Source organism: Micromonospora sp. CA-263727, assembly GCF_050942455.1.
Lineage (GTDB): Bacteria > Actinomycetota > Actinomycetes > Mycobacteriales > Micromonosporaceae > Micromonospora.
Window position 1 is genome coordinate 233618 of the sequence record NZ_CP192031.1, and the last position, 12720, is coordinate 246337.

Genomic DNA, 12720 nt, shown 5'->3' on the forward strand with positions numbered 1-12720 from the left:
CACGGAGATCGCCAATCGGGCAAGCTGGAGACATGACGGACACCCCGGTGGATGAACGGACACTCGTGCTGCTCCGGCACGCGAAGGCCGAACAGCCGACGGACGGTCCCGACGTGGCACGCCCGCTGGCTGCCCGCGGGCGCGCCGACGCCGCAGCGGCCGGCGCCTGGCTGGCCAGAAACCGGCTGCTGCCGGACGTGGTGCTCTGCTCGGCAGCGCTGCGGACCCGGCAGACCTGGCACAACATGGAGATGGGCATGACCGGTTCGCCGCCGGAGAACGGTCCCGCCGGACCGGCGCCGGTCGTCCGCTACGAGCCGGATGCGTACGAGGCGCACCCGGAGGATCTGCTCACGCTGGTCCGACGGGTCGAGCCGACCGCGACCACGATCCTGCTGATCGCCCACAACCCGGGCATCTCGCTGCTCTCCGAGTTTCTCGACCCGCGCCACGCCGATCCGGAAGGGCTGCGCACCTGCGACCTGGTGGTGCACCGGCCGGTGGTGCCGTGGGCGGAGCTGGGGCGCGGCACGGCCGGGATCACCGCCCGGCATACCGCCCGCGGCTGAGACTGTCACAGCGGCCGAGCCGGCACCGCCGACGGGCGGGCGTGCCGGCTCAGCCGCTGTGCCGTACGGCTCAGCTGGGCGGGGCGGTCGGTGGCGGCGGGTCGGGAGGTGGCGGCATCATCGCCGTCGGATGAGACAGCCGGTTCTCCTCCACGATCAGGGTCCGCGCCCGCTTGCGGCGGTCCTGCCAGAACCAGAGCGTGGTGAGCAGGACGGCCAATCCGGCCAGGATGAAGACCCAACCGACCGCCCGCAGGTCGACCCACCAGACGTTGGCCCGGAGGGCGAAGGTCAGGATCGCGCCGATCGCGATCAGGAAGATCCCACTACCAATGCCCATGTGCGCGGCACTCCCCCGTGCGGTTGCTTCTGGGCGAACTCTGAACGGTCCGGTTACCCGGCCGCCCCGGGCTTACCCGCGCCGTCGCCCGGCGAACACCCCGGCCGGTCTCCCGCCCCCGGCAGCGACGGACAAAGCTCAGCTCGGCGGCCTAAACCAGTCAGACCTCGGCCGGCGGCCAACGGCCAAGCCCTCCTGCGGGTCTGCCGAGCGCTGGACGGGAATCTCCATGGTCGCCGACGCCGGGTCCCCGATCGCCGGCCCGGCGGCTGCCGGATCCGGTACCGCCGGCAGCACCTGGGTCTCGTCCGCCGAGGGCTGCGTCGGGACTCGTTCGGTGACGGATGGGGCGGCCTGCCGGGGGACCCGGACGGGCGGAGCGGCGGCGGGACCGGCCGGTGCCTTCCCACCCTGCTCCTCGCTCAACCGGAGGGCCAGATGCGCCTCGCGCAGCACCCGGGGGATCTCCATGGTGATGTCGCCGACCCGGTCCGGGCTGCGAATCTCCTGGATGGGCTGGGTCTGGTCGATGGCCCCGTCGATCGCGGGCGCGGTCATCCGCAGGTCCCGCCGCCACAGCGCGATCGGTGCCAGGCAGATCAGCAGGGCGACGACCGGCCAGAGCAGCGCGGCAGGGCTGGCGTAGTCGCGGACGAAGGCGACGCCGATCGCCGCGGCCAGCACCGCGAGCCATCCCAGGTGGGCGCGGAACGTGTACAGCCCGTCGCTGCTGCTGTGGTCCCCCTTCGGGGTGACCACGAACCGGGCCGGCCGGCGCAGCACGGTGCTGATCAGCTGCCCGGCGTAGATCGGCGCCGAGATGATCGACATCAGCATGCCCTTGAGACCACGGGAACCGGGTGGCTCGTACGGACTGACGTTGTACTGCCGGTTGTACAGGTAGAGCCAGAGGGAGAAGGCGGTGGCGTCGGTGTAGAGCGCGAACCAGATCTGCGGGGAGATGGTCATGCCGGTGACCCCGAGGGCCAGGAAGAGCAACGCGTTGACGATGCCGAGCAGCCAGGCGATCGCCATCGACGGGTAGAATGTGGTGATCAGCGTGTAGTGCAGCATGCCGCCGACGGAGAGTCGCGGGAAGCGTAGCCAGTAACGGCCGGAGAGCAGCTCGAAGGTGCCCCGGGACCAGCGGCGTTGCTGCGAGAAGTAGTCGCTCCAGCTGGACGGGCCCTCGCCCGCGGAGAGCACGTCCGGGGTGTAGACCGACTTCCACCGCCGGCCGGTGGCCCGGTTGCGGGTGGTGTGCACGGCCAACCCGGTCGCCATGTCCTCGGTGATCGAGTCGCTGAGCCCGCCGATGTCGCGCAACGCGCGGATCCGGATCGCGTTGTTGGTGCCGACCAGCATCGACGTGCCGTACATGTTGGCGGCCCGCTGGATCACGCTGTGGAACGGGAACTGCTGCGACTCGGCCGCACGGGTGACGAATGCCTCGCCGTTCTTGTAGCACTGCGGACCGACCACGTAGGCGACGTCCGGGTCACGGAAGTAACCGAGAATCCGCTCGGCGAAGTTGGCCAGTGGGACGTGGTCGGGGTCGACCGAGAGGAACACGTCGTACGCGTCGCCGTGTGCGTCGACCCAGGCGTTGTAGTTGCCGTGCTTGGTCTTGGCCCGGAACGGGCCACGCGGCTGGTTGTAGTTCGCCACCCCTTTGCGGGTGAAGTGCCGGACACCCAGCTCCGCACAGACCGCCTTGACCTCCGGGTCGTCGCCCTCGTCGAGCAGCCAGACGTCGAAGACCCCGCGATGGCGGATCCGCTTGGCTGCCCGGAGCGTGTCCCGTACCACCGCGATCGGCTCCTTGCTCGGCACGATGGTGGTGAGGAAGGCGACCTTCAGCCCGGGTTGTGGTGTCACCGGGACCGGGTCCCGGGCGATGACCGAAGCGAGCGACAGTGACAGAACGTTGATCAGACGTAACGTCTCGACGACCAGGATCGAGCAGATGACGAAGACGTTGGCGACCCGGGCCGCCTCGGCGACCGGCCCCGGATTCGTGTCCGCGAAGTGTTCGGGCCGCAGCAGCCAGATGAGGAAGAACACCTCGAAGCAGACGTTCGCCAGCGCGATGCCCACCGCGACCGCGATCCGTCGGCGGCTTCCGGTCGCCCGGTGCATGCTGCGGTATCGCACCCGATAGCGCTCACCGTCCGGCGGCTCGGTCAGCGGGCCGGCGATCCGGCTGAACGCTTCGAGACGAGCCCACGATCGCCCATATACCGGAATTTCCAGGGGATCGGTCACAGGTAAAGCCAGCCATCCTGTTCGCATTGCGCCGACCCAGGCCCGGGTCGATGGTTCTGCGCGATCGTACGTCAAGAATGTTTCGGATTTCGGATCGGCTGGTTGAGCTAGTCTCGGCGATGCCTTACGCCCGCGACGGAGGACGAACGGTGTTGTTTTCGGTGCCCCGCTGGTCGGTGCTTGCCCTACCCACGGTAGCGGCCCTGCTGCTCTCGGCCGGCTGTGGGAGGCCGGAGCCTCGGCCGTCTCCGGTGCCGGACGCCACCGCCGAGACGGGTCCGACCCGATCGGCCGGCGCGCCGACGGCGCTGGCCGGCGCGACACTCTTCGTCGACCCGACCGGTGCCGCAGCCGAACAGGTCACCACCTGGGAAGGCACCGGGCAGTCCGAGGACGCCGACCGGATCAGGCGGATCAGCGAGCGGCCCGTGGCGGTCTGGATCACCAGCCCGACGGCGCAGGTGGCGGCGGCGGTCGACGCGGTGCTGACCCGGGCCGCCGAGTCCGGCGGGATGCCGGTCCTGGTGGCCTACCACATCCCCGGCCGCGACTGCGGCAGCTTCAGTGGTGGCGGCGCCCCGGACGGCGAGGACTACCGGGCGTGGATCCGCAACTTCGCGGCCGGGATCGACGGCCGTCCGGTGACGGTGATCGTCGAGCCGGACGCGGTGGCCCACAGCCTGGACGCCTGTGCCGGCGACGACGACCGGCCGGCACTGCTCGCCGACGCGGTCGCCGTCCTCAAGCAGACCGGCACCGCCCAGGTCTACCTCGACGCCGGCCATCCACGGTGGATCCGGGACGTCTCCCGGCTGGCGAAGGCGCTACGCGCGGCCGGCATCGAGCAGGCGGACGGCTTCGCGCTCAACGTCTCGAACTTCATCCGTACGCCGGAGAACGTCGACTACGGCCACCGGGTCTCCGACGCACTGGGCGGGCGTACCCGATTCGTCGTCGACACCAGCCGCAACGGTGCCGGGCCGGCCGCCGGCGCGACCATCGACGGCGGCCCGGCCTGGTGTAACCCACCGGGACGCCGGCTCGGCGCGGCACCGACGACCTCGACCGGCCTGGACCGGGTCGACGCGCTGTTGTGGATCAAGAGGCCCGGCGAGTCCGATGGCGACTGCCGGCCCGGCGAGCCGCCCGCCGGCCGGTGGTGGTCCGGGTACGCCCTCCAACTCGTCGGCGACTGAGCCGCCCGGGGCGGCCGACGGTCAGGAAACCAGCACCGGTACGCCAGCCGAGGGCACCCCGTCGGTGTCGACGGCGAACAGCAGGTACGGCCCGGAGAGCAGGATTCCCGACTTGCGCGGCAGGGTCAGCTCCAGCCCGTCCGCGCCAGCGGTGAACTCGACCGCAACCGAGCGCTGCTCGTTGTTGAGCATGTGGGTGGCGGCACCGGGCCGGATCAACCGGACCTTGTCGATCCGGGCGGCGTCCGGGCTGGTGACGCGGAACTTCTGGCCCCGCTTGACCTCCTGCGGCACCGTGCCGATCTCCGGGCGGTCGCCACGGAACAGGTACGGCGGCGAATACAACTCCAGCCGCTGCTCGAACTCGCCGCTGATGCTGTTCTTGGCATCGCGGAACAGCGGGTCGGAGCCGACGGTCAGCACCCGCCCGTCGGGCAGCAACAGCGCCGCCGCGTGGTAGTTGCGGCCGATGAGCGGGTCGGCCGCGACCGCGAGGGTGCTGGAGTCCGGGTGGTAGATCCGCGCGGTGTGGTTGTCGCTGGCGCCCCGCCCACGGTAGTCGCGGGACCCGTTGGTGATCAGCGTGGTGTCGTCGGGCAACTGCACCAGATTGGGGTAGCGGGTGCCTTCCGGCAGATCCGGCCCGGGGGTGAACCGCGGGTTGGGGCTGTCCAGGTCGATGATGTCGATCCGGTCGCTGGAGAGTTCGGATTCGCCGACGCCGCCCCCGCCCACCACCATGATCCGCTGGTCCTGGACCGGACCGATCCAGGCGCTCATGCTGGTTTCCAGCTGGTCGGTGTCGCGCAGCCCGTCGACCTTGGTGAACGAGTTGTTACGCAGGTTCCAGAATCCGGGGTCGCGGCCCTGTTCCTCCGGCCCGTAGCCGGCGTTGGAGCCGCTGTAGAAGAGCCGGTCCTTCACGGCCGTCTGGAACAGGCTGGGGTAGGTCGGGAAGTACTGCTTCAGGTCGGGCCGCAGGGTCCAGCTCTTGGTCGCCGGGTCGTAGATCTCGTTCTGCGTACCGTCGAGGATCCGGCCACTGCCGTCGAGGCCGGAGACGGTGAGCACCCGCCCGTCGGGCAGCCCGGTCAGCGTCGGGTACCAGCGCTTCTCGAACATGTCGTCGACCCGCTCGTAGCGCTCGGTCCACGGGTTGAACTCGTACGCGTCGGCCAGGCCCTGATAGTCCTGCTTGTCCATGGTGATGGCCTCGGCGAGGCCGTAGATGTTCTCCGCCTCGTCGCCGACCAGGGCATCCACCCGGTACTGGGTCTGCCGGTCCACCACGTACTCGTCGCCGAACCCGGCCGCGTCGACCCAGATCGCGGTCTCGCTGGCGGTGACGGTGACCCGCTCGACGGGGTTGCCGTCGTGGGCGAGGGCCGGGTCGTAGTCGGGCTCCCCGGGCTCGATCTCCTCGACCGTCTTGGTGGCCGGCGGGACCACGAAGTCGTGGCCGGCGGTGTAGCGGCGGCCGTCGGGGGCGACGAAGACGGTGCCCTTGACAAAGCTGTGCGGCTTGCCGTCCGGGGCTTCGTTCTTGACCAGCATGGTGCCGCCGGCCCGCTTGACGTCCTCTTCGAGAACCTCGTAGCGCTGCGTGCCGCCGGCGACGAGCAGGTTTCCGCCGGGCAGGAAGGCGTGACCGGAGCAGAACAGGTCGACCGGGGTGTGGACCAGTTCCGTGGCGTTCGTCGCCGGGTCGAAGAGCAACGTCCGGAAGGTGCCGGCCTCGAACTGGTCGCGGACGTTGCCGGAGCCGGCAACCAGCAGCACCTTGCCGGTGGGCAGCAGCGCCGCGTGGATGGCGTTGACCCGGCGGTCCTCCGGCAGCTCGATAATCTGCCAGGCACCGTGCTCGCGTTGATACTCCGCGCTGTTGATCCGGCGCTCGTGCAACCAGTTGCTGGAGAAGTTGTAGAGCGGTGGGACATTGGCGGTGAGCAGGATCGATACACCGACCACCGGGAGCAGCACGCGCTGTCGCAGGGTCTGACCGGTTGGCCACTTCACGCGCTGCACACTACCGTCCCTCGACCGCGTCGCCCCGACGGTGTCTCAGGGCCTCGAACAGAGGCAGCCGGCGGGCTGATGCCCGCCGGCTGCCGGAGCACCGGCCCGACTCAGAAAGCCTCTTCCGGAAGGTCCATGATGTCCAGATCGGCGCCCTCGATGATCCGCCGGTCGGCACCGATGCGGGGCAGCACCTCGCGGGCGAAGAACCGGGCAGCCGCCACCTTCCCGGTGTAGAACGCCTGGTCCGTCGCCGAGACCTCGCCGGCCAGGGCCGTGAGCGCCACGTCGGCCTGCTTCTGCAACAGCCAGCCGACAACCAGGTCGCCGAGCGCGAGCAGGAAGCGTCGGCTGCCCAGCCCGACCTTGTAGAGGGCCCGGTCGTCGCCGCCCTGCGCCTCGCCCAGCCAGCCGGTCATCACACCGAGGATGGTCTGGATCTCGGCGAGCGCCCTGCCGAGCGCCTGGCGCTCCTCCTTGAGCTGGCCGTTGCCGGCCTCGGTGGCGATGAACTCCTGGATCTCACCGGCCACCGCCATCAGGGCCTTGCCGTTGTCCCGGACGATCTTCCGGAAGATCAGGTCGAGGCTCTGGATCGCCGTGGTGCCCTCGTACAAAGTGTCGATCTTGGCGTCCCGGACGTACTGCTCCAGCGGGTAGTCCTGGAGGAAGCCGGAGCCACCGAAGGTCTGCAACGACTCGTGCCCGAGCAGCTCGTACGCCCGCTCCGAGCCGACGCCCTTCACCAGCGGGAGGAGCAGGTCGTTGACCCGCTTGGCCAGCCTGGTGGCCGGCTCGTCGCCGGCCGCCTCGGCGATGGCGACCTTGTCCTGCCAGGAGGCGGTGTAGCAGACCAGCGCCCGCAGGCCCTCGGCGTACGACTTCTGTAGCAGCAGCGAGCGACGCACGTCCGGGTGGTGGGTGATGGTGACCCGGGGCGCGGTCTTGTCCGTCGACTGGATCAGGTCGGCGCCCTGCACCCGGTTCTTGGCGTACTCCAGAGCGTTCAGGTAGCCGGTGGAGAGGGTGGCGATCGCCTTGGTGCCGACCATCATCCGGGCGTACTCAATGATCATGAACATCTGCCGGATGCCGTCGTGCTTCTCACCCAGCAGCCAGCCCTTGGCCGGCACGCCGTGCTCGCCGAAGGTCACCTCGCAGGTGTTGGAGACCTTCAGGCCCATCTTGTGCTCGACGTTGGTGGCGAAGACGCCGTTGCGCTCGCCCAACTCGCCGGTGTTCTCGTCGAAGTGGTACTTCGGCACGACGAACAGCGACAGGCCCTTGGTGCCCGCGCCGCCGACGCCCTCCACCCCGACCGGGCGGGCCAGCACGTAATGGACGATGTTGTCGGTCAGGTCGTGCTCGCCGGAGGTGATGAAGCGCTTGACCCCCTCGATGTGCCACGAACCGTCCGGCTGCGGGACGGCCCGGGTCCGGCCGGCGCCCACGTCCGAGCCGGCGTCCGGCTCGGTGAGCACCATCGTCGAGCCCCACTGCCGGTCGATGAAGAGCTTGGCCCACTTCTTCTGCTGCTCGGTGCCCTCGACGTGCAGCACGTGCGCGAAGGACGGGCCGGAGGCGTACATCCAGATCGGGGCGTTCGAGCCGAGCACCAGCTCGGCGAGCGCCCACCACAGCGCCCGCGGGGCGTTGGTGCCGCCCAGCTCCGGAGGCAGGTCCAGGCGCCAGAACTCGGACTCCATGAACGCCTGGTACGACTTCTTGAACGACTCCGGCAGCGGCGCGGTGTGCGTGGCCGGGTCGAAGACCGGCGGGGTGCGGTCGCTGTCCTGGTAGCTGGCGGCCAGATCGTCCCGGGCCAGGCGGTCGACCTCGGCGAGGAAGCTGCGCGCGGTGTCGACGTCGAGGTCGGAGTACGGCTCCTGGCCGAACGCCCGGTCCGCCCCGAACACCTCGAACAGATTGAATTCGAGGTCCCGAAGGTTGCTCTTGTAGTGGGTCATGTGGCTGGCCCCGCTTCCGGACAGGTGTTACCGATCAGTAACCCCGACTGTATTACTCGCGGGTAGACAACGACAAGCCAGCCGCCGAAGTGACAGCCATTACACATCTGCGGTTCAGGCTCCCGCCAGACGGCGTCGACACACACCCCGCAGGCCCGGCTCAGCTCTCGGCCGCGCCGACCTCCCAGCTCGGAACCGCCGCCGTCGTGCCACTCGGCGACCCGGTGTACTCCATCAACACCAGCGCGATGTCGTCGTCGAGCCGGCCCTGCACCCACTCGACCAACGCGGTCTCCAGGGAGGCCAGGCCGTCGGCGACCGTACCGTGCCCGAGCAACCGCCAGGCGCGGTCGGCGGTGGGGAAGAACTCGCCGTCCCGGCGCGCCTCGCCGAGCCCGTCGGTGAACAGCAGCAGCCGATCGCCCGGCTCCAGCCGCTCCACCCTCGGCCGGACCACCGGCATGAAGCCCAGCGGCGGTGCCGGGGCCGGCGGTTCGAGCGGGATCACCGCGCCGTGGCGCAGCAGCAGCGGTGCCGGATGCCCGCAGTTGACGATGGTGAGCGTGCCACCCCGCTCCTCCACCAGCGCCGCGGTGACGAAGTCCTCGTCACCCACGCTCCGGGCCACCGCCCGGTCCAGGTCCGCCACCACCGCCCGCAGGTCGGCCCGCTCGTAGACGACGTGCCGGTACGAGCCCAGCACGATGCTCGCCAGCCGGACCGCCTCCAGGCCCTTGCCGCGCACGTCACCGATGATCATGCGTACGCCGTAAGGGGTGTCGAGCGCCTCGTACAGGTCCCCGCCGATCTCCGCCCTGGCGGTCGTGGAGATGTACCGCCCCGCCACCGAGAGCGCGCCCACCTGGGGGCCGAGCGGGCGCAGCACCGCCTGCTGGGCCACCGCGGCGAGCTTCAACAACTCGGCGATCCGCTCGGCCTGCCGTTCCCGCACCGCGGCGACCACCGCCGCGATGCCGGTGCCGAGCACGATGCCGGCCACGGCCACCGCGGTGGCGAGCGAGACGACTGACTCGACCAGGGCGAAGGCCACCCCGAGCAGGGATGCGACAGCACCGACCCCGAGCACCACGCGCCAGGACGCCAGCGCCGCGGCCAGGAACGGGGCGGCCACCATCAGCGCGATGTAGTTCGCCTCGCGGCCGTCCATCCACTCGACCGCCGACACGAGTGCGAGCAGGACGAGAGCCGCGCCGAGGCCGGCGCGGGATCCGGGGCTCAGCGGGCCACGGCCCGGCTGGAGGAGTCGCGTGCGTACATCCGACAGCATGCCCGATGGACGTGAACGAAAGAATGAACCTGGCCCGTCGTACGAGCCGGTTCTGACCGCGCGGATCGCGGCCCGAAGCCGATCGCCGAACGGCACAGTCAGCCGAGCACCTCGTACCGGACCTCGACGTGCCCGAGGTCGAGCGAGGCGATCTGGGCGAACGCGGCCCGGGACAGGTCCAGGCAGCGCCCCTCGATGAACGGACCCCGGTCGTTGATCCGGACGGTGACCGACTTGCCGTTGGCCGGATTGGTGACCCGAACCCTGCTGTCGAAGGGCAACGTCTTGTGGGCGGCCGTCAACTCCTCCGGATTGAACGTCTCGCCGTTGGCGGTCATCTGGCCCTCCCAGTAGAAGGAGGCGCCGCACGAGCCGGTCTCGACCACCGGGCGGGCGGTCGTCTTCTTGGCGCTGGGTGTCGGCGACGGGCTGGCCGTACGCGACTTGCTCCGGGATGGCGCCTGCGCGGTGCGGCTCGGGGTCGGGGTCGCCGTCGGGCTCGGCGCGGCGCTGGCGCTGGCGCTCGGCGACGCGCTCGGCGAGCCGGTCGCCGGGTCGGCCGGTACCAGGCTCGGCGAGAGGTCGATCGCGACCGGCCGGGCCGGCTCCGACCCGGCGGTCAGGCGTACCGCACCGACGGTGCCCCCGACGGCCAGGGTGACGGCCACCACGGCGCTGGCCGCAAGACCGGCCGGCGAGGTGATCCTGCGGGTACGGGAGTGCCTACCAGCCACCGGCCCGGTCCTTTCGTCAATGGATCAAATCGGGTCGGACCATAACGAGAGAAGCACTTCGGAAGTCAACGTGATCATTACGGTATGCCCGTAATTGCGGTAATACGTGAAGCCGATCATCCGATCCGTGGTGGGCCGGGTGGCCCGTACGGCTGCTGACGCAGGAAGGGTGGTGGGCCGGTGCGCGGCACGCTCCTGGCGCAGGATGGTGGCATGCCCGCCGAGCTGAGGGAACGCCTCGTCGAACTGTTCCGCTGGGTCGATCCCGGCCCCGGCGCGAGCCACCTGGTCAGCGACGTTTCCGGCTGGTGGCGTGACCCGACGGTCCTCGCCGAGCTGGGCCCCGCGCTGGTCGCCCCGTTCCGGTCGGCCCGGCCCACGGTGGTCGTCTCCCCGGCGGTCACCGGGCTCCTGCTCGGCCCCCTGGCGGCCACCGCGCTCGGCGTGGGATTCGTGGCGGCCCACAAGGCCGGCGACGGGCGGCTACCCGCCGGGTCGCTGACCTGGGCGCAGAGCCCACCCGACTTTCGCGGCCGGCAGGTCGACCTGGCCGTCCACGACCGCCACCTCGGACCCGGCGACCGGGTGCTGGTGGTGGACGACTGGGTCGCCACCGCCGCTCAGGTACGCGCCCTGTACGAGATCTGCGCAGCCCGGGGCGCCGAGCCGCTGGGCACCTCCGCCATCGTGGCCGATTGCCCCCCACCCGTTGCACACGACCTAAACATCCACACCCTCCTAACCCTCCCCTGAAAGGAAGGGCCCCCTATTAACGCCTCCGGTAGAGGAGGGGTCCCCTATTAACACCTGCGGCGAGCGGCACACGCACCGCACGGCAGCGCCGGGTCAACGGACGAAGTCCTCTACGACCGTGCAGACCCGGCCGAGCGCCTCGGCGGAGCGGGCCAGCGGTCCGGGCACCATCAGCGCGTGGTCGGCGGCCGGGATCTCCAGCACGTGCGGCGTCAGCCGCCGGGCGACCTCGCCGTCCCACGACGAGTCAGCCGCGCCGCCGACCAGGACGAAGGGGGCAGTGGCCCGGCGCAGCGCGTCGACGACCTCGCCGCGGTGCAGCAACGGGGTGAGCCAGACGGCCGGCAGCCCCCGAGCCGCCGCGAGCGGTGCGGCCAGCGTGCCGAGCGACTTGCCGACCAGCAGGTCGGTGCGCTCGCTCAGGGCCGGGCTGACCTGGTCACACACCCACCGGCCAATGGTGTCCACGTCGAAGTCGTCCGGCACCTGCCAGGAGATCCCGTGCAGCCCGAAGCCAGCCCGCCGCAGCGCCTCGCCCAGATAGAGGAAAAGGGGGTAGCGCGTGTCATAGCCGCGTCCCGGGATGAGCACCGCACGTCTGTCCGCCATGGACGTCTCCTTGTCGTCGGCATCGACCGTACCGCCATCCAGCCGGCGGCCGACGGCGCTCCCGGTCAGGCGCGCAGTACGGGCAGCAGACGGGTGGCCACGTCCACCAGGACCGCCTCGTCTCCGGCGTACCAGCTGCTCTTCCGCGGCCAGTGGGTGATCACGTCGGTGAAGCCCAGCTCCGTCGCGCGCCCGACCTGGTCGGCGAAGAACTGGGCGCTGGTCAGCGAGAAGACGGGCGCGGAGTCCAACGAGAGGTAGCGATCCAGGCTGGCCGGGTCACGCCCCTCGGCGGCCAGCGTCGAGTCGAGCCGGGCCACCATCCCGGCGACCCCGGCCCACCAGGCCGCCAGGTCGTCCTCACCGGGGCCGGTGGTCACCCAGCCCTGCCCGAACCGGGCGGCGAGTCGCATCGAACGAGGGCCGTTGGCGGCCACCACGAACGGCACCCGGGGCGTCTGGACGCAGCCCGGGTTGTTCCGCGCGTCCACCGCCGCGAACCAGTCACCCTGCCAGGTCGTACCGTCCTTCAGCAGAATCGCGTCGAGCAACCCGATGAACTCGGCGAAGCGGTCCACCCGCTGCCGCGGCGGCAGTGTCTCGCCGCCGAGCACGGCCGAGTCGAAACCGATGCCGCCCGCCCCCACTCCGAGCAGCACCCGCCCGCCGGAGACGTCGTCGAGGGCGGTCACCTGCCGGGCGAAGGCCGCCGGGTGCCGAAAATTCGGGGACGCGACCAGCGTGCCCAGCCGGATCCGGGTGGTCACGCTCGCGGCGGCGGTCAGCGTGGTCATCGAGTCGAACCAGGGCCCGTCCACCAGGTCCCGCCAGCCCAGGTGGTCGTACGTCCAGGCGTGGTCGAAGCCCCACTCGTCGGCCTGCCGCCAGCGGTGCTGCGCCACCGACCAGCGCTGGTCGGGCAGGATCACGATGCCAATTCGCATGATCGCCAGGGTACGGGCCAGTTACCGACCCGGGCACGC

At 70.7% G+C, this 12720-nt stretch carries 11 protein-coding genes; 3 read left to right on the forward strand and 8 right to left on the reverse strand.

Annotated elements, in window-relative coordinates; all coding sequences use genetic code 11:
- Positions 1-32 precede the first annotated feature (32 nt).
- Positions 33-569 carry a SixA phosphatase family protein gene (locus ACQPYA_RS01070; RefSeq protein WP_433530768.1) on the forward strand — a complete coding sequence of 179 codons (537 nt, stop codon included), beginning with the start codon at positions 33-35 and terminating at the stop codon, positions 567-569.
- A 70-nt stretch (positions 570-639) separates the two neighbouring features.
- On the opposite strand, the gene ACQPYA_RS01075 is transcribed toward ACQPYA_RS01070, so the two are convergent.
- Both ACQPYA_RS01075 and ACQPYA_RS01080 read right to left on the reverse strand, forming a co-directional pair.
- Positions 640-909 carry a DUF6458 family protein gene (locus ACQPYA_RS01075; RefSeq protein ID WP_111212693.1) on the reverse strand — a complete coding sequence of 90 codons (270 nt, stop codon included), beginning with the start codon at positions 907-909 and terminating at the stop codon, positions 640-642.
- Between the two features lie 138 nt (positions 910-1047).
- Positions 1048-3048 carry a glycosyltransferase family 2 protein gene (locus tag ACQPYA_RS01080; RefSeq protein ID WP_433530769.1) on the reverse strand — a complete coding sequence of 667 codons (2001 nt, stop codon included), beginning with the start codon at positions 3046-3048 and terminating at the stop codon, positions 1048-1050.
- 275 nt (positions 3049-3323) lie between these two features.
- Between ACQPYA_RS01080 and ACQPYA_RS01085 the strand changes: the two genes are divergently transcribed.
- Positions 3324-4370 carry a glycoside hydrolase family 6 protein gene (locus ACQPYA_RS01085; protein WP_433530770.1) on the forward strand — a complete coding sequence of 349 codons (1047 nt, stop codon included), beginning with the start codon at positions 3324-3326 and terminating at the stop codon, positions 4368-4370.
- Positions 4371-4391: 21 nt separating this feature from the next.
- On the opposite strand, the gene ACQPYA_RS01090 is transcribed toward ACQPYA_RS01085, so the two are convergent.
- The 4 genes from ACQPYA_RS01090 to ACQPYA_RS01105 form a co-directional block, all read right to left on the reverse strand.
- A complete protein-coding gene (locus ACQPYA_RS01090) occupies positions 4392-6386 on the reverse strand; it encodes a galactose oxidase-like domain-containing protein (RefSeq protein WP_433530771.1) in 1995 nt (664 codons plus the stop codon).
- Positions 6387-6496: 110 nt separating this feature from the next.
- On the reverse strand, positions 6497-8353 hold the full coding sequence (locus ACQPYA_RS01095) for an acyl-CoA dehydrogenase (protein ID WP_433530772.1): 1857 nt from the start codon (positions 8351-8353) through the stop codon (positions 6497-6499).
- A 160-nt stretch (positions 8354-8513) separates the two neighbouring features.
- A complete protein-coding gene (locus ACQPYA_RS01100; protein ID WP_433530773.1) occupies positions 8514-9641 on the reverse strand; it encodes a PP2C family protein-serine/threonine phosphatase in 1128 nt (375 codons plus the stop codon).
- Positions 9642-9739: 98 nt separating this feature from the next.
- Positions 9740-10375: a septal ring lytic transglycosylase RlpA family protein gene (locus tag ACQPYA_RS01105; protein ID WP_433530774.1), complete on the reverse strand. Its 636-nt coding sequence runs from the start codon at positions 10373-10375 to the stop codon at positions 9740-9742.
- 213 nt (positions 10376-10588) lie between these two features.
- Here ACQPYA_RS01105 and ACQPYA_RS01110 point away from each other — a divergent pair, with 213 nt between their 5' ends.
- Complete coding sequence (locus tag ACQPYA_RS01110) at positions 10589-11128, forward strand: phosphoribosyltransferase (RefSeq protein ID WP_433533721.1); 540 nt, start codon at positions 10589-10591, stop codon at positions 11126-11128.
- A 93-nt stretch (positions 11129-11221) separates the two neighbouring features.
- Here the strand turns inward: ACQPYA_RS01110 and ACQPYA_RS01115 are convergent, their stop codons facing one another.
- Together ACQPYA_RS01115 and ACQPYA_RS01120 are read right to left on the reverse strand one after the other, a co-directional pair.
- Positions 11222-11737: an alpha/beta hydrolase gene (locus tag ACQPYA_RS01115; protein WP_433530775.1), complete on the reverse strand. Its 516-nt coding sequence runs from the start codon at positions 11735-11737 to the stop codon at positions 11222-11224.
- A gap of 65 nt (positions 11738-11802) precedes the next feature.
- Positions 11803-12681 (reverse strand): LLM class flavin-dependent oxidoreductase, encoded by an 879-nt coding sequence (locus tag ACQPYA_RS01120; RefSeq protein WP_433530776.1) that lies wholly within the window; start codon positions 12679-12681, stop codon positions 11803-11805.
- Positions 12682-12720: the final 39 nt, after the last annotated feature.